The organism is Cellulosimicrobium sp. 4261 (genome assembly GCF_040546915.1).
GTDB lineage: Bacteria > Actinomycetota > Actinomycetes > Actinomycetales > Cellulomonadaceae > Cellulosimicrobium > Cellulosimicrobium cinnabarinum.
Genome location: NZ_JBEPOQ010000005.1, coordinates 23,113 through 43,921 on the forward strand (window position 1 = coordinate 23,113; position 20,809 = coordinate 43,921).

The following is a 20,809-nucleotide window of genomic DNA, read 5'->3' on the forward strand; positions in this document are numbered from 1 at the left end:
ACGAGGCGGACGCCGCGGCCGACCACCCGCGACGAGGCGTAATGTGACCTGGCGGCCGGAGGATCGGTCGCAGCACCCCGTCGAAGGAGCTGACCCGGAATGAGCCGCCCCCTGCGCTCTCGGACGTCCACCCACGGCCGCAACATGGCCGGCGCCCGCGCCCTCTGGCGCGCGACCGGCATGGGCGCGGAGGACTTCGGCAAGCCGATCATCGCGATCGCCAACTCGTACACGCAGTTCGTCCCCGGCCACGTCCACCTCAAGGACATGGGAGACCTCGTCGCGTCCGCGATCCGCGAGGCCGGCGGCGTCTCCAAGGAGTTCAACACCATCGCCGTCGACGACGGCATCGCCATGGGCCACGGCGGCATGCTCTACTCGCTGCCGAGCCGCGACCTCATCGCCGACTCGGTCGAGTACATGGTCAACGCGCACTGCGCCGACGCCCTCGTGTGCATCTCGAACTGCGACAAGATCACGCCCGGCATGCTCAATGCCGCGCTGCGGCTCAACATCCCGGTGATCTTCGTGTCCGGCGGACCCATGGAGGCGGGCAAGGCGGTCGTGGCGAACGGCGTCGCGAAGACCCCGCTCAACCTCGTCAACGCGATCAACTACTCGGCCGACGACGCGGTCTCCGACGCGGCGCTCGCCCAGGTCGAGGAGAACGCGTGCCCCACGTGCGGGTCGTGCTCGGGCATGTTCACCGCGAACTCGATGAACTGCCTCACCGAGGCGCTCGGCCTGTCGCTCCCCGGCAACGGCTCGACCCTCGCGACGCACGCCGCGCGCAAGGAGCTCTTCCTCGAGGCGGGCCGCACGATCGTCGGGCTCGCGAAGCGCTACTACGAGGACGAGGACGACTCCGTCGCGCCCCGGTCGATCGCGACCAAGGCCGCGTTCTCGAACGCGATGGCGCTCGACGTCGCGATGGGCGGCTCGACCAACACCGTGCTGCACGTCCTGGCCGCCGCGCAGGAGGGTGAGGTCGACTTCGACCTCACCGACATCGAGCGCATCAGCCGCCAGGTGCCGTGCCTGTCCAAGGTCGCGCCGAACCACCCGAGCTTCCACATGGAGGACGTGCACCGCGCCGGCGGCATCCCCGCCCTCCTGGGCGAGCTCGACCGCGCGGGCCTGCTCGACCACGACGTCACGAGCGTGCACACGCCGACGCTGCGCGAGTGGCTCGACGACTGGGACGTCCGGGGCGGCAAGGCGACCGAGCAGGCCGTCGAGCTGTTCCACGCGGCCCCCGGGGGAGTGCGCACCACGCAGGCGTTCTCGACGTCGAACCGCTGGGAGTCGCTCGACACCGACGCGGCCGACGGCTGCATCCGCGACCTCGAGCACGCGTACACCGTCGAGGGCGGGCTCGCCGTGCTGCGCGGCAACCTCGCCGAGGACGGCGCCGTGTTCAAGACCGCCGGGGTCGACCCGGACGTCTTCCACTTCGTCGGCACGGCGCTCGTCTGCGAGTCGCAGGACGAGGCCGTCGAGAAGATCCTCACCAAGCAGGTCCAGCCCGGCCACGTCGTCGTCGTGCGCTACGAGGGCCCGGCGGGCGGCCCGGGCATGCAGGAGATGCTGTACCCGACGTCGTTCATCAAGGGCCGCGGCCTCGGCAAGGTCACCGCGCTCATCACCGACGGCCGCTTCTCCGGCGGGTCGTCGGGCATCTCCGTCGGCCACGTCTCGCCCGAGGCCGCCGCGGGCGGCGTCATCGGCCTCGTCGAGGACGGCGACGAGATCGAGATCGACGTCGACACGCGCCTCATCCGCCTCAACGTGCCGGACGACGTGCTCGCCGAGCGCCGCGCCAAGATGGAGGCGCGCGAGAACCCGTGGCAGCCGGTCGACCGCGACCGCTACGTGTCGCCGGCCCTCCAGGCCTACGCCGCCATGGCGACGTCCGCCGACCGCGGCGCCGTCCGCGACGTGTCGCTGATCAAGCGCCGCTGACCCGACGACGACGGGCCCGCACCTCGGAAGGTGCGGGCCCGTCGTCGTGCCCGACCGGGAGCGGCCCCCCGGTGCGGGTGCGGGTCAGCACTCCTCCTCGGACTGCTCCGTGACGACCCACCGTGGCCCGTGCGGCACCATGACGGCCGTGCCGCAGTCGCCGCCGTCGTAGACGACGGACAGCACCGTCGCGTCGGCGCGCTCCTCGCGGACACCGACCTCGACGTCCGGGACGTCGCCCACGGCGGCGTAGAGGCCGGCGGTGGTCGTGATCATCGAGGCGCAGTCCGTGATGCCGGGCCACCCCTGGGACGCCATCTCGGCGACCATCCGGTCGACGAGCTCGGGGGCGAGGTAGCCGCACGCGACGTCCACGTCCGGTGCACGGCTCGCGGCGAGCCACGCGCGGAACGACTCCTCGGGCGTCTCGGCCTGCTCCTGAGGGGCCTCCTCGGCGCGCGCGGTCTCCGTCGCGGCGTCGTCGGGCGTCCTCGTCGTCGCGTCCGGCGCCGGGGCGGACGTCGTGGGTGCGGGTGAGCCGGGGCTCGTGCCCGACGGCGCGGGAGCCGCGCACGCGGCGGTCGCGGCCAGGGCGAGGACGGGCAGGAGGGCTCGAGCGGCCCCGGGGCGTGTGTGCACGGCCCCATGATGCCGTGCGGGGTCGTGCCGCGGTCGGCCCGTCTCGTCCCGCTCGGGCTCGCTCCGGTCCGTGGCGTGCCGCGGCGTGTCCGGCGCGTCCCGCCGCGCCCCCCGCGGGTGCCGTTCCTAGAGTGGGGTCATGACTGGGCACACCTCGGGGTCCGACGCCGGACCCGACCTCAAGCCGCGTTCCCGCCAGGTCACCGACGGCCTGGAGGCGACGGCGTCGCGCGGCATGCTGCGCGCCGTCGGCATGGGCGACGAGGACTTCGCCAAGCCGCAGATCGGCATCGCGAGCTCGTGGAACGAGATCACGCCGTGCAACCTGTCGCTCGACCGGCTCGCGCAGGGCGCGAAGGAGGGCGTGCACGCGGGCGGCGGGTACCCGCTGCAGTTCGGGACGATCTCCGTCTCCGACGGCATCTCCATGGGCCACGAGGGGATGCACTTCTCGCTCGTGAGCCGCGACATCATCGCGGACTCGGTCGAGACGGTCGTCCAGGCGGAGCGCCTCGACGGGACGGTCCTCCTCGCCGGGTGCGACAAGTCCCTGCCGGGGATGCTCATGGCGGCCGCGCGGCTGGACCTGGCGAGCGTGTTCCTCTACGCGGGCTCGATCATGCCGGGCTGGGTCAAGCTCTCCGACGGCACGGAGAAGGACGTCACGCTCATCGACGCGTTCGAGGCGGTCGGCGCGTGCGCGCGCGGGCTCATGAGCCGCGAGGACGTGGACCGCATCGAGCGCGCCATCTGCCCCGGCGAGGGCGCGTGCGGCGGCATGTACACCGCGAACACGATGGCGTCGGTCGCCGAGGCGATGGGCATGTCGCTGCCCGGCTCGGCGGCGCCGCCGTCGGCGGACCGGCGCCGCGACGCGTTCGCGCACCGCTCGGGCGAGGCCGTCGTCAACCTGCTGCGGCTCGGCATCACGGCGCGCGACATCATGACGAAGGAGGCGTTCGAGAACGCGATCGCCGTCGTCATGGCGTTCGGCGGCTCCACCAACGCGGTGCTGCACCTGCTCGCCATCGCGCACGAGGCCGAGGTCGACCTGACGCTCGCCGACTTCGACCGCGTCGCGAGCCGCGTGCCGCACCTCGGCGACCTCAAGCCGTTCGGGCGCTACGTGATGAACGACGTCGACCGCATCGGCGGCGTGCCCGTCGTCATGAAGGCCCTGCTCGACGCCGGCCTGCTGCACGGCGACGCGCTCACCGTGACGGGCCGCACCGTCGCGGAGAACCTCGCCGAGATCGACCCGCCCGACCCGGACGGCAAGATCCTGCGTGCGCTCGACGACCCGATCCACCACACCGGGGGAATCACGATCCTGCACGGGTCGCTCGCGCCCGAGGGGGCCGTCGTGAAGTCCGCCGGGTTCGACGAGGACGTGTTCGAGGGGACGGCCCGGGTCTTCGAGCGCGAGCGCGCGGCGCTCGACGCCCTGGAGGACGGGACGATCACGGACGGGGACGTCGTCGTCATCCGGTACGAGGGGCCCAAGGGCGGCCCGGGGATGCGCGAGATGCTCGCCATCACGGGCGCGATCAAGGGCGCGGGGCTCGGCAAGACGGTCCTGCTGCTCACGGACGGCCGCTTCTCCGGCGGGACGACCGGCCTGTGCGTCGGGCACGTCGCGCCCGAGGCGGTCGACGGGGGACCCATCGCGTTCGTGCGCGACGGCGACCCGATCCGGCTCGACGTCGCGAACAAGACGCTCGACCTGCTCGTCGACGCCGACACTCTCGCCGCGCGTCGCGACGGGTGGGCGCCGCTCCCCCCGACGTTCACGCGCGGGGTGCTCGCGAAGTACGCCAAGCTCGTCCAGTCGGCGTCGCGCGGCGCGATCCTCGAGTGACCGCGGAGCGCGCGGACGTCGCAGGCGCGCACTAGCGTGGTGTCGCACCTCGCCGCAGCGACGCACCCCGGAGGACGGCCATGACCCAGACGGCGGACGACCGCATCACCGCGCGCCAGTTCCACGACAGCGACGGCGTCGAGGACTGGCGGTTCATCCTCAGGACGGTGCAGACGCTGTTCCGCACGGGGTCGTTCACCGCGGGGGTGGAGCTGGTCGACGCGATCGGCGAGCTCGCCGAGGCGGCGAACCACCACCCCGACGTCGACCTGCGGTACGGGTCGGTGACGGTCCGGCTGACGTCGCACGACGTCGGGGGCGTCAGCGCGCGCGACGTGGCCCTCGCCCGGCAGATCTCCGCGGCGGCGCGCGAGCTCGACCTCCGCGCGGACCCGACCGCGGTGCAGGACCTCGAGATCGCGGTCGACACCCTCGTCGGGACGGCGGTGCAGCCGTTCTGGCGCGCCGTCCTCGGGTTCGACGAGGGCGCGCCCGAGCTGCCCGCGCCCGAGCTCCGCGACCCGACCGCGCACGCTCCCGCGTTCTGGTTCCAGCAGATGGACGCGCCGCGCGAGCAGCGCAACCGCATCCACGTGGACGTGACGGTCCCGCACGACGTCGCGGAGGCGCGCGTCACCGCCGCCATCGCCGCGGGCGGGCACCTCGTCTCCGACCGGCGCGCGCCCGCCTTCTGGGTCCTGGCCGACGCCGAGGGCAACGAGGCGTGCGTGTGCACCTGGCAGGCGCGCGACTGACGCGAGGCGTCGCTCCCGGCCCGGCGGCGTGGCCTCCCACAGGGGGTCAGGCGCGCGCGACGACGAGCTCGTCGTAGCCGGGCACGAGCACCCGGCGCTTGGCGCGGCGGGACACGACGCGCAGGGGAGCGCCGTCGTCGTACAGCGCGTGCAGGAGCGCGGCGATCTCGGCGCGGGCGAGCGCGGCGCCGAGGCACAGGTGGCGCCCCGCGCCGAACCAGAGCTGACGCGTCTCGCGCACGTAGGGGCGGTCGGCGCGGAACGGCCCGGCCGCCGCGTTCGCCGCCCACGTGAGGATCATGACGCGCTCCCCGGCGCGCAGGGTGCGGCCCGCGACCTCGACGTCGGCCGACACGCCCCGGCCGATCACCGACGCCGGGCTCGTCACGCGCAGACCCTCGCGCACGGCGTTCTCGACGGCGTCCGGCTCGCCGGCGGCCCGCTCGACGGGGTGGGTGCGCTCGTCGGCCAGGAGCCGGAGCAGGCGGTGCTGCTCGCCGGTGTCGATCAGGAGCGCGGTGGTGCGGGCCATGGCCGACGCCGACGTCTCGGTGCCCGCGACCATGAGCAGGCTCGCGAGCCCGGTCGTCTCCTCCAGCCCGAGGCCGAGCTCGCGGCACCGGCCCAGCAGGCGGTCGGCCGGCGCGTGCCGCCACCCGTCCGGGACGCCCTGGGTCAGCTCGGCGACGATCTCCCGCGCCGCCGCGACCTGGTCCGGCGCGAGGTACGTCGAGCCGGCGCTGCCGAGCGCGATCGACGCGAGCCGCTCGCCCGTCGCGAAGGCCGTGAGCGCGTCGTCGTCCGTCGGGACGGCCTCCGGCGCCGCGCCCCTCCCGGTGCCCGCCCCTGTGCCCGCCCCTGTGCCCGGTACTGTGCCCGCCCCGGTGGCCGCCGAGGACGGGATCCCGAGCAGCGAGATCATCATCCGGCCGACGAGCACGCGCGCGAGCCGGCCGACGTCGACCGACCCGCCCGCGGCGAGGGTGCGGCGCGCGTCGTCGAGCGCGCGCGACCACGCGCCGTCGACCAGCGCCGCGGCGCTCGCCTCGGTGAAGAGCTCGCGCGAGCGGGTGCGCAGGTCGTGGTGGCCCGGGCCGTCGAACAGGTCGAGGACCCAGTCGCCGAGGATCTGGGCCCACAGGTGCCCGACCCCGCCCTCGCCGACGATCGTGAAGTGCCGGTGGTCGGTGAGGATGCGGCGGCCGACGGTCGGGTCGGCCGTCACCCACCCGAGGCCCGGAACCCGGCGCAGCCCTCCGCCCGGGCGCGGGCCGGTGAGCGCGCCGCCCACGAGGAGCACGCCGGCCATCGCGGGGCGCGCGGCGGTGAGGACCTGCAGCTCGCGCCGGGTCGTGGGCAGGGCGCGACGTCGCTCGCGGGTGGGCACGGGGCCGGTCGTGGTCGCAGTCACCGGGTCAGTGTGGCGCACCGGCGAGGCCACGGGGTGGCTGCGCCGCCGTCCGGGGATGGGCACTTCACCCCATCGGAACCTGTGGACGACCGCCGTCCGAGGGGGTCTGCTTGGCTACTGTGTCGCGCGTGCCAGAGAACCCGTCCCACCCGGTGGCCCCCGGGCCCGCTCCCGTGCGTCCTGCGGCGGTGATCGCCGCCGTCGGGGTCCACCTGCCCGAGCGCGTGGTCGACGTGCGCGAGGCGGAGCGCGCGCTCGCGGCGCGCAACCCGGGCGCGGCGCCGCGCGTGCCGATGGTCGCGCGCCTCACGGGCGTGCGCCAGGTCCACGTGCTCCCCGACGACTGGGACGCGTCCGACCTCGCCGTCGCGGCCGCCGAGAAGCTGCTGGCCACCCAGGGCCTCGCGCCCGACGACGTCGACCTGCTCCTCTTCGCGTCGGCGAGCCAGGACATGGTCGAGCCCGCGACGAGCCACATCGTCGCCGCGAAGCTGGGGGTCCGGGCGCCCGTCATGGACGTCAAGAACGCGTGCAACTCGGTGCTCAACGCGATCGAGGTCGCCGAGGCGCTCGTCGCGACGGGCCGCTACGGCACCGTGCTCGTCGCGTGCGGGGAGGCGCCGTCGCGCGCCGTGCGCTGGGACGTCCCCGACCGCGCGACGTACCTGCTCTCCGCCCCGGGCTACACCATGTCCGACGCCGGGGCCGCGGTCCTCGTGCGCCGCGCCACCCCGGCGGAGGCCGACGCGCGCGACGGCTCCGGCGCTCCCGCGCCCCGCGGCATCCTGGCGAGCGCGTTCGGCGCCGAGTCGACGCACTGGGACGTCGGCATGCTCCCCGGCGGCGGCACCGCGCACCCCCGCGACCTCGAGCGCACCTACTTCGAGATCGACGGGTCGCGGCTCCGGGACGCGTTCCTCGCCCTCGGGCCCGGGGTCGTCCTCGACGCGCTCGGCCGGGCGGGGCTCACGTGGGACGACGTCGCGCTCGTCGCCGTGCACCAGGTCGCCGTCGCCTACCTCGACGACGTGCACGCGGCGCTCGGCCTGCCGACCGGCCGCACGCTCGTCACCGTCGCCGACCACGGCAACGTCGCCTCCGCGACGCTCCCGCTCCAGCTCGCGACCGCGCTCGAGACGGGTCGGGTCGGGCCGGGCGACGTCGTCGTGCTCGTCGGCCTTGCGGGCGGCATCAGCATCGGCGCGACGGTGGTCCGGCTGTGAGCGCCCGACGGTTCACGCGCGGCGTGGCCAGCACGCAGCGGCTCGCGGTCGTGGTGCCCGCACGGGACGAGGCGCACGGGATCGTCGCGACGCTGGAGGCGCTGCGCGACCAGCAGGACACGGACTTCGACCTCGTCGTCGTGGACAACGGGTCGTCGGACGGCACGGGCGACCTGGTGCGCGCGACCGCGGCGGCGTGGGGCATGACGCGGTGGCGCGTCGTCGACGAGCCGCGGAAGGGCACGGGCGCGGCGGCCGACACGGGGATGCGGGCGGCGATCGCGCAGGGCGCGACGCACCTCGCGCGGACCGACGCCGACTGCCTGCCGCTGCCCGACTGGACCCGGCGCGTGCGCGCCGCGTTCGCGAGCGGGCACGACCTCGTCGCGGGGCGCCTCGTGCCGCGCACCGACGACCGCCCGGTCTCGCGCGTCCAGCAGGGCGTGCTCTCCGCGGCGGTGAGCGTCGCGAGCACGTTCGGGCGCTTCCGCCCCGGCAACCAGGACCCGTCCTACCTCGGCCCCTACGTCATGGCGCCGGGCTGCAACATGGCGATCACGGCGGCGCTGTACGAGGCGGCGGGCGGGTTCCCGCGCACCGCGATCGAGGACGTCCACGAGGACCGCGCGCTCGTCAACGCGGTGCGCCGCCTCACGCGGCGGTACGGCGCGCACCGCGACGTCGTCGTGCTCGCGTCCACGCGCCGGGCGCACGCGTGGGGCCTCGTCCGCACGCTCGGCTGGTACGCCGACCACCGCTACCGGCCCGAGCTCGTGGACATCCGATGAGCGGCACGGCGCTCGCGCCCGCACGTGCCGGGCTCGCCGCGGCGATGCGCTGGGAGGAGCGGGTCCAGCGCGGGGCGCACCCGCTCGTCTACCCGGCGATCCGGGCCCTGCGGCACCGCGGGCCGGTCGTGCGCGTCCCCGGGATCGGGGTGGTCGTGTCCGACGCCGCGACGGCACGCGCCGTGCTGCTCGACACCGAGCACTTCTCCAAGGTGGGTCCGGGGTCGCCGTCGGACCTGTGGACGCCCGTGCTCGGCCCGTCCGTGCTCCTCAACATGGAGGGCGCCGACCACGCGCGCCTGCGCCGGGCGCTGTCGGGCCTCTTCACGCCCCGCGCGGTGCGCGACCTCGTCGCGGTGAGCGTCCCCGACGTCCTCGCAGGGCTCGCCCCGCGGCTGCTCGCGGGCGAGCGCGTCGACCTCGTGGCACAGACGGCGACCATGGCGGGGACGGTCATCTGCGCGATGACCGGGCTGCCCCCGACGGACTCTGCCGTCCGCGACGCGATGACCGCCGCGCAGTCCGTGGTCGGGCTCGTGCGCCTGCACCGGCGCAGCCTCACGCCCACCCAGGTGCGGCACGCGCGCGCCGTCCTCGCGCGGCTGTCCGCCCCGGCGCGCGACGCCTACCGTGCGGGGGACCCGTCGACCGTGCCCGGGCGCATGCGCGAGCTCGGGCTCTCGGAGGACGAGGCGCTGGGCGCCGTCGGCGCGTTCGTGCTCACCGGCACCGAGACGATCCAGTCGTTCGTGCCGCGCCTCGTGGCGCTCGCCGCCGACACCGGCTGGCTCGACCGGCTCCTCGCGGCCGGTTCGGAGAGCGGGCACGACGCCGCGCTGCGCGGTCGCGTCGTGGAGGAGGCGCTGCGCGTCACGGCCCCCACGCCCGCCATGCTCCGTTCGGTGCGGGCCGGCACGACCGTGGGCGACGTCCGCGTCCGCGCGGGGGACCGGGTCGTCGTCGCGACGGTCTCGTGCTGCAAGGACGCGGGCCCCTTCGACCCGGACGCCCCCGTCGACCCGGCCGTGCGCCACCTGTGGTTCGGCGCCGGGCCGCACTTCTGCCTCGGCATGCCGCTCGCCCTCGCCCAGGTCGACGCGGTGCTGGACGCCCTGCGCCCGGTCGCCGCGGCGGGCCGGAGCCTCGAGGTCACCGACCGCGCCGTCGCGCGCGGCGTGCTCATCCCCGCGTACCGCTCGCTCGTCGTGCGAGCGAGGGAGGCGGCGTGAGCGTGCCCGACGGCGTGCCCCGCCACCTGCTCGCCCCGATCCTCGAGCGTGGCGTCACCGGGCACGCGTCCGCCGATGCCGTCGCCCTCCGGCGCTGGACGCGGCCGGGCCGCCGCGGCGCGCGCGTGCGCGAGGAGGTCACGTACGCCGACCTCGCGCGGCGCGTCGAGGCGACGGCGACGGCGCTCGCGGCCGGCGGTCTCGCGCCCGGGGACCGTGCCCTGTTCTCAGTGCGGCCCCGGCCGGCGGGCGTCGTGCTCGCGCTCGGGGTCGTCCGCGCGGGCAGCACGATCGTGTTCGTCGACCCGGGGTCGACCCCCGATCTCTTCGCGGCGCGCGTGCACGCGGCCGGGCCGTCGCTCGCGACCACCGAGTCGCTGCTCTACGCCGTCTCGCGCGGGCCGCTGCGCCGACTGGCCCGGTCGCGGGGCCTGCTGCTGCCCGACTACGCGAGCCTGCCGCTGCGGCACGTGCACGCGGGGCCGTGGCTCCCCGGGGTGCCGCGCGGCTCGCGCGCCGCGCGTCGCCTCGCCGCGAGCCCGGTCGACCGCGCGGCGCTGCCGCCGCTCGACCCGGACCGTGAGGCGCTCACCGTCTTCACGTCCGGCACGACGGCGCAGCCGAAGGCCGTCGTGCACACGGCCGGGTCGCTGCTCGCCGGCTGCGACCTGCTGCGCGACGTGTTCGCGCTCGCGCCGGGCGACGTCGTGCACACCGACCAGATGCTGCTCGGCGTCCCGGCGCTGCTCGCGGGTGCCACGTGGTCCGTGCCGGCCGACCCGCCGGGCCGCGACATCACGACCTTCGCGCGCCAGCTCGACGGCGCCGCGGGCACGTACCTCGTGCCCGCGGACGCCACGGCGCTGCTCGACGCGGTCGAGGCCGGGAGGGTGCCCGCGCGCGGGCCGCGCGTCGCGCTCGTCGGCGGCGCTCCCGTGACCCGCGCGCTCCTGGAGCGCGCGACGCGCGTGCTGCCCGGCACGCGGTGGGTCGCGGTGTACGGGATGACGGAGATCCTCCCGGTCGCCGTGGTCGAGGCACGGGAGAAGCTCGCGCACGCGGGCGACGGCGACCTCGTCGGCGCGCCGCTGCCGGGCACGGTCGTGCGGCTCGACCCGGTCGAGGGCGAGGAGCCCGAGGGCGGCCGGGACGGCGTGGGCGAGCCCGGGCGCGACGACGTCGTCGGGGAGCTCGTGCTGTCGGGGCCGTCGCTCATGGCGGGCTACCTGCACGACCTCGACGCCCCCGTCCGCGGCGCGGGCGCACGGGCCACGGAGCACCGCTCCGGCGACCTCGCGCGCGTCGATCACGCGGGGCGGCTCGTGCTCGTCGGCCGCACGCGGGACATGATCATCCGCGGCACGACGAACATCTACCCCGGCCTGTTCGAGCCCCGCATCGCCGCGCTCGACGGCGTCGGCGAGGCGCTGCTCGTGGGCGTGCCCCAGGTGGACGGCGACGAACGCGTCGCGCTCGTCGTCACCTCCACGGTGGGCGAGCGGCCGGGCGGGGCGGCCGGGCCCGGTCCGAGGGCCGACGCCGGTGCGGCGGTCCGCCTCGACCCGCACCACCCGCTCGTCGACCGGGTGCGCGCCGCGCTGCCGGGCGTGCTCGACCACGACGCGCTGCCCGACGTCGTGCTGCACGCGGACCGCGTGCCGCTCGCCGGCCGCTCGCGCAAGCCCGACCGCGCCGCGCTCTCGCGCGCCACCGCGACGCTGGTGCCCGCCGCGCCGCTCGCGGTCCCCGATCCGCGCGTGCCCGCCGCGCCGACCCCCGTCGGCCGAGACACCCCCGGCCCCCGCGCGTGAGGGTCGTCGTCACCGGGGCGTCGGGGTTCGTCGGGGGAACGGTCGCGCGCGGTCTGGTCGCCGACGGCCACGAGGTCTGGACGGCGTCCCGCCGCGACGCGACGGTCGACGGCGCCAGACACCTCGCCTGGGACCTCACCACCGGTCCGCTGGTCGACCCGCCCCCGGTGGACGCCGTCGTGCACGCGGGCGCCGCCGTGTCCGACTGGTGCGCGCTCGACGTCGCGCGTGCCACGAACGTCGCCGGGACGCTCGCGGTCCGCGACACGTTCCCCGGCGCCCGGTTCGTGCACGTCTCGTCCGGCAGCGTGTACGACCCGTTCCGCCCGAGCGTCCGCGCCCGCGAGCGCGAGGCACCGGTCGCGCGGTACCTCGACGCCTACGGCACGACGAAGGCGGAGGCCGAGCGCGCGCTGGCCCGTGACGTCGCGCGTCACCCGGAGCGGGGCGCCGTCGTCGTGCTGCGCCCGCACGCGGTCTACGGTCCCGGGGACACGACGCTCCTGCCACGCGTCGAGGCCGCCGTGCGGCGCGGGCGTCTCGTCCTGCCCGGCGGCGGGCGCGTGCTCCAGTCCCTGACCCACGTGGACACGCTGCTCGCCGCGGTGCGAGCCGCCCTGGTGCTGCCCGACGACGCGGCCCGCGCCACCGCGCCCGCCGTGGACCACCACGAGCAGGTCGCGACCCGGGGGCTGCTCGTCGCGAACGTCGCCGACGCCGAGCCGGTCGTGCTGCGCGACGCGCTCGTCGACGCGCTGCGCCGCCGCGGCACCGACGTGCGGGTCGTCGCCGTCCCGGTCCGCCCCGCCTGGGCGCTCGCGGGCGCGGTCGAGACCGTCGCCCGGCTGCTGCGACGCCCTGGGCCGCCGCGCCTCACCCGGTACGCGCTGAGCCACCTCGCGACGGAACGCACCTACGACCTCACGGTCCTGCGGGACGTGCTGGGCGTCGACCCGTCCCCGACGTCGTTCGCCGGGGCGCACGCGTGGTGAGCGCCGCACCGGTGCTCGCCCCGTCCTTCGACCCGGTCGTGGGGGACGTCCGTCCGGCGTGCCGGACGCGCGCCCCGCGGCGCGGTCGGGCAGGGTGAGGGACGAGACGTGGAGCAGAGAGGACCGACGATGTCGCAGCACGCCCGGACCGAGGCCGAGGACGCACGCCGCGGGGGGTGGCCCGGTGCCGAGACGCCGGCGGACGCGCCCTGGTGGACGCGCTCGGTCGTGTACCAGGTGTACCCGCGCTCGTTCCAGGACACCGACGGCGACGGCGTCGGGGACCTCCCCGGGATCACACGGCGCCTCGACCACCTCGAGAGGCTCGGGGTCGACGTCGTGTGGCTGTCCCCGGTGTACCGGTCGCCGCAGGCGGACAACGGTTACGACATCAGCGACTACGAGGACGTCGACCCGCTGTTCGGGTCGCTCGCAGACCTCGACGCCCTGATCGAGGGGCTGCACGCGCGCGGGATGAAGCTCGTCATGGACCTCGTCGTCAACCACACGAGCGACGAGCACCCGTGGTTCGTCGAGTCGCGCTCGTCCGCGCAGAGCCCGCGGCGCGACTGGTACTGGTGGCGCCCCGCGCGCGAGGGCATGGAGCCGGGCGCCCCGGGCGCCGAGCCGACGAACTGGCGCTCGTTCTTCGGGGGCAGCGCGTGGCGGTTCGACGAGGCCTCGGGCGCGTACTACCTGCACCTGTTCGACACCAAGCAGCCGGACCTCAACTGGGAGAACCCCGACGTCCGCGAGGCGGTCTACGCGATGATGCGGCGGTGGCTCGACCGCGGCGTCGACGGCTTCCGCATGGACGTCATCAACCTCGTCTCCAAGGACGTCGCGCCCGACGGCTCGCTGCCCGACGGCGAGGTGCACTGGGGCACCTACGGGGACGGGAGCCCGCACTACACGGACGGGCCGCGCGTGCACGAGTTCCTCGCCGAGATGCACCGCGAGGTGTTCGCGCCCTACCTCGCCCGCGGCCGGGAGATCCTCACGGTGGGGGAGACGCCGGGGGTGACGGTCGAGCACGGCGTGCGGTACACCGACCCGGACCGTCGCGAGGTCGACATGGTGTTCCAGTTCGAGCACATGGGCATCGACCACGGCGCGACCCGCTACGACCCGGTCCGGTGGGACCTCGCCGACCTCAAGGCGACCCTCGGCCGGTGGCAGGCGGGCCTCGCCCACCGGGGCTGGAACGCCCTCTACTGGGACAACCACGACCAGCCGCGCGTCGTCTCGCGGTTCGGCGACGACTCCCCGGAGCACCGCGTCGCCTCGGCGAAGGCGCTCGCCCTCCTGCTGCACCTGCACCGCGGCACGCCCTACGTCTACCAGGGCGAGGAGCTCGCCATGACGAACGCGCCGTTCACGCGGATCGAGCAGTACCAGGACGTCGAGTCGCTCGGGTACTTCCGCGAGCTCACCGGCCGCACGGGTGCTCCGCGCCTGCGGACCGACGGGGGGATGCTCGCCGTGCTGGCGCACGCGAGCCGCGACCACGCCCGCACGCCCGTGCAGTGGGACGCGAGCGCGAACGCGGGCTTCACGACGGGGACGCCGTGGCTCGAGGTGAACCCGAACCACACGACGATCAACGCGGAGGCGGCCTGGGCCGACGAGGACTCCGTGCTGCACTTCTACCGGCGCCTCGTCGCGCTGCGCCGCCAGGAGCCGGTCGTCGCGCTCGGCGACTTCCGCATGCTGCTGCCCGACCACGAGGCGATCTACGCGTTCACGCGCGCCCTCGACGCGCCCGGGCCCGACGGCTCGACCGTCCGGGACGAGCTCCTCGTCCTCGTGAACGTCGGCGGCGTGCCGCAGGACGTCCCGGCCGGGACGCTCACGGGCTGGGAGGAGGCGTCGGTCCTCGTGACCACGCACCCCGGGCGGGCCGACGACGGCACGCGGCCGGGCGTCGTCGGGCACCTGGAGCCGTGGGAGGGGCGGGTGCTCCGTCGCACCGGTCCGCGCACCGCACGTCCCAGTGCGTGAGACGGCCGCCTCGACACGTGACATCACCGGGACATGGGCGTACAGTCCCAGACGTGCAGACGATCCTCCTTGTAGTACTTCCTGAGCGCGCCGGCTGAGGCCACGCCACCAGGCTTCGTCAGCGCGCTCACCCCTCGTCCAGCCCGGCATCCCGGGTCCGAGGGGTTTTTTGTTGCCACCACAACGCCATCAGCACGGCAGACAGACCGCGGCGGGCCCACCCGGCCACCGCGAGCGCCGCACCCGCGAGACCCGCGAGGACCGGCACCCGCACACCGCGACCAGCACGACCGCACCACCACGGTCGGCTCCGGTTCCCGGTGGAGCGCCCCACGGGGCGCCCGCCGGGCCGAGGCCACGACACGCAGGAGACACCATGGCCCAGGGTCCCACCCCGGCACCTCCGCGACAGGGCGCCCCGGCGTCCGCCGCGGCGCCGAAGCCCGCCCCGACACCCGCGTCGGTCGCCCCGCGCGGCGACGTCCGGCGCGCAGCCACGGCTCGCCCGGCCGGCGCCTCGACCGGCGCCCCGACAGGCGAGGAGATGACGGGCGCGCAGTCGATCGTCCGCTCGCTCGAGGAGGCCGGTGCCGAGGTCGTCTTCGGCATCCCGGGTGGTGCGATCCTCCCGACGTACGACCCGCTCATGGACTCCCAGCGTCTGCGCCACATCCTCGTGCGCCACGAGCAGGGGGGCGGCCACGCGGCGCAGGGCTACGCCCACGCGACCGGCCGCGTCGGCGTCACGATGGCGACGTCGGGCCCGGGCGCGACGAACCTGGTGACCCCGATCGCGGACGCGAACATGGACTCGATCCCGCTCGTGGCGATCACGGGGCAGGTCGCCGAGTCGATGATCGGGACCGACGGTTTCCAGGAGGCGGACATCGTCGGCATCACCATGCCGATCACCAAGCACTCGTACCTGGTCACCGACCCGGACGACATCCCGCGCACCATCGCCGAGGCCTTCCACATCGCCTCGACCGGCCGCCCTGGCCCCGTGCTCGTGGACATCGCGAAGTCGGCGATGCAGTCCCGCACCACGTTCGCCTGGCCGCAGGACGTGCAGCTGCCCGGCTACCACCCGGTGACGAAGCCGCACAGCAAGCAGATCAAGGAGGCCGCGCGCCTGCTCGCGTCGGCCCGTCGTCCGGTCCTGTACGTGGGCGGTGGCGTGATCCGCGCGAACGCGTCGCCCGAGCTGCGTCGCCTCGTCGACCTGTCGGGCGCGCCCGTCGTGACGACGCTCATGGCGCGCGGCGCGGTGCCCGACACGCACCCCCAGAACCTCGGCATGCCCGGCATGCACGGCACCGTCCCGGCCGTGGCGGCGCTGCAGAAGGCCGACCTCGTCGTGTCGCTCGGCGCGCGGTTCGACGACCGCGTCACGGGCGCGCTGTCCAGCTTCGCGCCGCACGCGCAGGTGGTGCACGCCGACATCGACCCCGCGGAGATCGGCAAGAACCGCGACGTGGACGTGCCGATCGTCGGCGACCTCAAGGAGGTCATCACCGACCTGCTGCCCGAGCTCGAGCGCGAGCACGCGGCCAAGGGCAAGCCGGACGTCGAGGCCTGGTGGCGCCAGATCGACGACTGGCGCGAGACGTACCCGCTCGGCTACACGGAGCCCGACGACGGCCACCTCGCGCCGCAGCACGTCATCTCCCGCCTGGGCGAGATCTCCGGCCCGGAGTCGATCTACGTCGCGGGCGTGGGGCAGCACCAGATGTGGGCGGCCCAGTTCATCCGCTACGAGCACCCCCGGACGTGGCTCAACTCCGGCGGGCTCGGCACCATGGGCTTCTCGATCCCGGCGGCCATGGGCGCGAAGGTCGGCCGCCCCGACGCCACGGTGTGGGCGATCGACGGCGACGGCTGCTTCCAGATGACCAACCAGGAGCTCGCCACCTGCACGATCAACGAGATCCCCATCAAGGTCGCGCTGATCAACAACAGCTCGCTCGGCATGGTGCGCCAGTGGCAGACGCTGTTCTACGACCAGCGCTACTCGAACACGGACCTGCACACCGGCCACGGCACGGCGCGCGTGCCCGACTTCGTCAAGCTCGCCGACGCGTACGGGTGCGCGGGCATCCGCGTCGAGTCGATGGGCGAGGTGGACGCCGCGATCAAGCGTGCGATGGAGATCGACGACCGCCCGGTCGTCATCGACTTCAACGTCTCGCGCGACGCGATGGTGTGGCCGATGGTCGCCGCCGGCGTGAGCAACGACGACATCCAGTACGCGCGCGGCATCTCGCCCGCGTGGGACCGAGAGGACTGACCCGCCATGTCCCGCCACACCCTCTCCGTGCTCGTCGAGAACAAGCCCGGCGTGCTGACGCGCGTCGCGGGCCTGTTCGCACGCCGCGCCTTCAACATCCACTCCCTCGCCGTCGGCCCCACGGAGCACGAGGAGATCTCGCGCATCACCGTGGTCGTCGACGTCGAGGAGCGCCCGCTCGAGCAGGTGACGAAGCAGCTCAACAAGCTGGTCAACGTCATCAAGATCGTCGAGCTCGACTCGACCGCCTCGGTGCAGCGCGAGCTCCTGCTCGTCAAGGTCCGCGCCGACGGTGCCCACCGCACCGGCGTCCTCGAGGTCGTCAACCTGTTCCGCGCGAAGGTGGTCGACGTCGTGCCCGACGCCGTGACCATCGAGGCGACCGGCACGGGGGAGAAGCTCGACGCGCTGCTCGGAGCCCTCGAGCCCTACGGCGTGCGCGAGATCGTGAAGTCGGGGACCGTCGCCGTCGGGCGCGGGTCCCGTTCCATCACGGACCGCGCGCTGGAACGCGTCGTCCGCTCCGCCTGACCATCGCCTACCCTCGCACCGAGACCCTTGCGGGCGTCGGTGCGCACCGGTCGCCGTTCCGCGCGACACCGCAACAGACCCCTGCACCGCAACGAAGAACCGAGGAGATCCATCGTGGCTGAGCTGTTCTACGACGACGACGCCGACCTGTCCATCATCCAGAGCAAGAAGGTCGCGATCGTCGGCTACGGGAGCCAGGGTCACGCGCACGCCCAGAACCTGCGCGACTCGGGCGTCGAGGTCGTCGTCGCCCTGCGCGAGGGCTCCAAGTCCGTCGCGAAGGCCCAGGACGAGGGCTTCGAGGTCAAGTCCGTGGCGGACGCCGCGGCGTGGGCCGACCTGATCATGATCCTCGCGCCGGACCAGCACCAGCGCTCGATCTACAACGACGAGATCAAGCCGAACCTCGCCACGGGCAAGACGCTCGCGTTCGCGCACGGGTTCAACATCCGCTTCGGCTACATCGAGGCCCCCGAGGGCGTCGACGTCATCCTCGTCGCCCCGAAGGCCCCGGGCCACACGGTGCGCCGCGAGTTCGTCGCGGGTCGTGGCATCCCGGACATCATCGCCGTCGAGAAGGACGCGTCGGGCCAGGCCTGGGACGTCGCGCTGTCGTACGCGAAGGCGATCGGCGGCACGCGTGCGGGCGTCATCAAGACGACGTTCACCGAGGAGACCGAGACCGACCTGTTCGGCGAGCAGGCCGTGCTCTGCGGTGGTGTGTCGCAGCTCGTCCAGTACGGCTTCGAGACGCTGACCGAGGCCGGCTACCAGCCGGAGATCGCGTACTTCGAGGTGCTGCACGAGCTCAAGCTCATCGTCGACCTCATGTGGGAGGGCGGCATCGCCAAGCAGCGCTGGTCCGTCTCCGACACCGCCGAGTACGGCGACTACGTCTCCGGCCCGCGCGTCATCGACGCCCGCGTCAAGGAGAACATGCAGGGCGTCCTCGCCGACATCCAGTCGGGCGCGTTCGCGAAGCGCTTCATCGACGACCAGGACGCCGGCGCGCCGGAGTTCACGGAGCTCCGCGAGAAGGCTGCGCAGCACCCGATCGAGAAGGTCGGCAAGGAGCTGCGGTCGCTGTTCGCGTGGAAGCAGCAGGACGCCGACTACACCGAGGGCAGCGCCGCACGCTGACGCAGGCAGGGCGACGGAGGAGCTCTTGCCGGAGTCGGCGGGAGGTGTCTGCCCGACCGTAGGTACCGAGGGCAGCGCCGCGCGCTGACTCCTCCGCTACACCGGGGGTGGGTGACCGACTCGCGCGTTCCGCGCGAGGGGTCGCCCACCCCTTCGTCGTCCCACCGGTCTGGCCGGCCGTTCGTCGTCGCCGTCGTGACCGGCCGACGACCGGTGGGCGGGCGGTGCGGGTGGTGCGCGGCCCCGTGCGCCAGGATGGGGGCATGACCCGAGAGACGGACGAGGGAGACCCGGTGACGGACGACGTGACGGTGGACGAGCGGGCGGCGGAGATCCTGGCGTTCTGGGAGCTGGCCCGGCCCAGCGCGGGCATGGCGCGGCTCGGCGTCGTCACGGGGACCACGGTGTCCGAGAGCGTCCCGCCCCCGGCGTGGTCGTTCGGGGACAACCCGGCCCTGGCGGACGACCTGCTCATGGCCGTGCTCACGGGCGAGAAGACGGCGACGTCGTCGGCCCTGTGGGAGTACGAGGAGACGGGCGAGGCGGTGCCGCGGGTCGGCGAGCTGTCCATCCTGCTGGACGGTGCGGGCCACCCGCGCGCGCTGATCCGCACCACCTCGGTCGAGATCGTCGCGTTCGAGGACGTCGACGCGGACTTCGCGCACGCGGAGGGCGAGGACGACCGGTCGTTGGAGTCGTGGCGCGTCGAGCACGAGAAGTACTTCCGCCGGGTGCTGTCGCGCGAGTTCGCGCCGGACATGCCGTTGGTGTGCGAGCGGTTCGAGCTGCGCTACCCGCGCTGAGCGTGGCGAGGATGAGCGGTGGCCGGCCGTGCCACGGTCGGCCGGCCACCGCTCGCGAGGTAGGTGAAGAGGACTACCCCGGGACGGAGGGCGCGACGACCGGGTGGTCCGGTCGTCCCGCGGCGGCGAGCAGGAGGGTGCGCACGTCCTGCGCGACGACGGAGCGCGCGCCGCGCAGCACGGCGAGCTCGGGGACGACGCTCGCGACGACCGCTCCCGACCGCTGGTCGGTGCCGCGCAGGACGGCGGCGGTCGCCTCGGCGAGCGGTGCTCCGCAGGCGACGCCCGTGGGCCCGCCCAGCACGACGGCGTCGGGCTCGAGGATGGCGACGACGGGCTGGAGGACGACCGCGACGCGGTGCGCGAGGTCCTGGACGAGCTCGTGCACGGCGGTGCTGTCGCGGTGCGCGGCGAGGGCGGCGACGGCGTCGCCGTAGGAGGAGCCGCCCTCGATGATGCCGGGGACCCCCGCGCGGGCGCACAGCTCGACGAGGCGGAGGCCGCCGACGAGGTCCTGCACGTTGACGGAGTCGTCGATGCCGGCGGCGGGGACCGGCAGGTAGCCGATCTCGCCGGCGCCCCCCGCGGTGCCGTGGTGCACGCGGCCCTCGAGCCACGCGCCCATGCCGATGCCCTCGCCCAGCCACAGGAGCGCGAAGCTCTCCTCGTCGCGGCCGGCGTCGCGCTCGGCGATCGCGGCGAGGTTGACGTCGTTCTCGACGTGGACGTCGATGCCGAGGACGTCCTCGAGGTGCGTGCGCAGCCCGTGGCGCGGCCAGCCGGGGAGCTCGCCGACGAGGGCGATGTCGCCGGTGCGCGGCGCGACGGCGGCCTGCACGCCGACGACCGCGGTCGCGACGCGGGAGACGGGGATGCCGGCGTCGACGCAGGCCTCGTCGCGCGCGGCGAGGACGTCGGCGGCGGCCGAGCGCTCCGGACCGGCCGCCACGGTCGTCTCGCCGAGCGTGCGGCCGAGCGCGTCGACGACGCTGGCGCGCACGCCGGCGGGGACGACGTCGAGCGCGAGGCCCACGACGACGTCGGTCCGGGCGGCGTACTGGGTGGCCTGCGGGCCCCGCGCTCCCTGCACGGAACCGGTGGGCTCGATGAGCCCCGACTGCTCGAGACGTGCGACGATCTGGGAGGCGGTCGGGCGGGAGACGCCGGTGCGGTCGCCGATCTGGGACCGGGTCAGGGGTCCTCCGTCGAGGAGGAGCTCCAAGGCCGCGCGGTCGTTGATGGTGCGCAGGAGTCCGGGGGTCCCCGGAACCCTCGACGTGGCGGGCGCGGTCATGTGGTCGGTCCTTCGACGGGCTTTAGGAAAGTTTACTAATAGTGGACTCTGCGCGCCGGGAACGCAACTCCGCCCGCGTCCGAGA

At 74.7% G+C, this 20,809-nt stretch carries 16 protein-coding genes; 13 read left to right on the forward strand and 3 right to left on the reverse strand.

Going from position 1 to position 20,809, the window contains the following annotated elements; translation table 11 throughout:
• The first annotated feature begins 99 nt into the window (after positions 1–99).
• A complete protein-coding gene (gene ilvD, locus ABIE39_RS08125) occupies positions 100–1,962 on the forward strand; it encodes a dihydroxy-acid dehydratase (RefSeq protein ID WP_175008243.1) in 1,863 nt (620 codons plus the stop codon).
• A gap of 84 nt (positions 1,963–2,046) precedes the next feature.
• Here the strand turns inward: ilvD (ABIE39_RS08125) and ABIE39_RS08130 are convergent, their stop codons facing one another.
• On the reverse strand, positions 2,047–2,601 hold the full coding sequence (locus ABIE39_RS08130; RefSeq protein ID WP_354051279.1) for a hypothetical protein: 555 nt from the start codon (positions 2,599–2,601) through the stop codon (positions 2,047–2,049).
• Between the two features lie 139 nt (positions 2,602–2,740).
• Here ABIE39_RS08130 and ilvD (ABIE39_RS08135) point away from each other — a divergent pair, with 139 nt between their 5' ends.
• Both ilvD (ABIE39_RS08135) and ABIE39_RS08140 read left to right on the forward strand, forming a co-directional pair.
• Positions 2,741–4,459, forward strand: coding sequence for a dihydroxy-acid dehydratase (ilvD, locus tag ABIE39_RS08135; RefSeq protein ID WP_021482630.1), 1,719 nt, complete (start codon positions 2,741–2,743; stop codon positions 4,457–4,459).
• An 80-nt stretch (positions 4,460–4,539) separates the two neighbouring features.
• Entirely contained in the window at positions 4,540–5,214 is a 675-nt protein-coding gene (locus ABIE39_RS08140; RefSeq protein WP_354051281.1) for a 4a-hydroxytetrahydrobiopterin dehydratase, read from the forward strand.
• 46 nt (positions 5,215–5,260) lie between these two features.
• Here the strand turns inward: ABIE39_RS08140 and ABIE39_RS08145 are convergent, their stop codons facing one another.
• Positions 5,261–6,625, reverse strand: a complete 1,365-nt coding sequence (locus tag ABIE39_RS08145; RefSeq protein WP_354051283.1) for a cytochrome P450 — start codon at positions 6,623–6,625, stop codon at positions 5,261–5,263.
• A gap of 128 nt (positions 6,626–6,753) precedes the next feature.
• On the opposite strand from ABIE39_RS08145, the gene ABIE39_RS08150 reads away from it, so the two are divergent.
• From ABIE39_RS08150 to ABIE39_RS08195, 10 genes are all read left to right on the forward strand, one after another.
• Entirely contained in the window at positions 6,754–7,848 is a 1,095-nt protein-coding gene (locus tag ABIE39_RS08150) for a 3-oxoacyl-ACP synthase III family protein (RefSeq protein WP_255437063.1), read from the forward strand.
• The gene (locus ABIE39_RS08155) at positions 7,845–8,636 is read left to right on the forward strand and encodes a glycosyltransferase family 2 protein (RefSeq protein WP_255437065.1); all 792 of its coding nucleotides are present in this window, start codon (positions 7,845–7,847) and stop codon (positions 8,634–8,636) included. The genes ABIE39_RS08150 and ABIE39_RS08155 overlap by 4 nt, the downstream gene beginning before the upstream one ends.
• Positions 8,633–9,865: a cytochrome P450 gene (locus ABIE39_RS08160; RefSeq protein WP_209829699.1), complete on the forward strand. Its 1,233-nt coding sequence runs from the start codon at positions 8,633–8,635 to the stop codon at positions 9,863–9,865. Before ABIE39_RS08155 ends, ABIE39_RS08160 begins: the two co-directional genes overlap by 4 nt.
• Positions 9,862–11,676 (forward strand): class I adenylate-forming enzyme family protein, encoded by a 1,815-nt coding sequence (locus ABIE39_RS08165; protein WP_354051286.1) that lies wholly within the window; start codon positions 9,862–9,864, stop codon positions 11,674–11,676. Before ABIE39_RS08160 ends, ABIE39_RS08165 begins: the two co-directional genes overlap by 4 nt.
• The gene (locus ABIE39_RS08170; RefSeq protein ID WP_354051288.1) at positions 11,673–12,668 is read left to right on the forward strand and encodes an NAD-dependent epimerase/dehydratase family protein; all 996 of its coding nucleotides are present in this window, start codon (positions 11,673–11,675) and stop codon (positions 12,666–12,668) included. Before ABIE39_RS08165 ends, ABIE39_RS08170 begins: the two co-directional genes overlap by 4 nt.
• A gap of 129 nt (positions 12,669–12,797) precedes the next feature.
• Positions 12,798–14,669, forward strand: a complete 1,872-nt coding sequence (locus tag ABIE39_RS08175) for an alpha-glucosidase (RefSeq protein WP_354051519.1) — start codon at positions 12,798–12,800, stop codon at positions 14,667–14,669.
• Positions 14,670–15,045: 376 nt separating this feature from the next.
• Positions 15,046–16,956: an acetolactate synthase large subunit gene (locus tag ABIE39_RS08180; protein WP_175008249.1), complete on the forward strand. Its 1,911-nt coding sequence runs from the start codon at positions 15,046–15,048 to the stop codon at positions 16,954–16,956.
• A gap of 6 nt (positions 16,957–16,962) precedes the next feature.
• Entirely contained in the window at positions 16,963–17,487 is a 525-nt protein-coding gene (gene ilvN / locus ABIE39_RS08185) for an acetolactate synthase small subunit (RefSeq protein WP_074809857.1), read from the forward strand.
• A gap of 114 nt (positions 17,488–17,601) precedes the next feature.
• The gene (gene ilvC, locus ABIE39_RS08190) at positions 17,602–18,627 is read left to right on the forward strand and encodes a ketol-acid reductoisomerase (protein ID WP_074809856.1); all 1,026 of its coding nucleotides are present in this window, start codon (positions 17,602–17,604) and stop codon (positions 18,625–18,627) included.
• Positions 18,628–18,890: 263 nt separating this feature from the next.
• A complete protein-coding gene (locus tag ABIE39_RS08195; RefSeq protein WP_175008252.1) occupies positions 18,891–19,430 on the forward strand; it encodes an ASCH domain-containing protein in 540 nt (179 codons plus the stop codon).
• Positions 19,431–19,503: 73 nt separating this feature from the next.
• Here ABIE39_RS08195 and ABIE39_RS08200 read toward each other — a convergent pair whose 3' ends face one another.
• Positions 19,504–20,724, reverse strand: coding sequence for an ROK family protein (locus ABIE39_RS08200; RefSeq protein ID WP_175008253.1), 1,221 nt, complete (start codon positions 20,722–20,724; stop codon positions 19,504–19,506).
• Between the last annotated feature and the right edge of the window lie 85 nt (positions 20,725–20,809).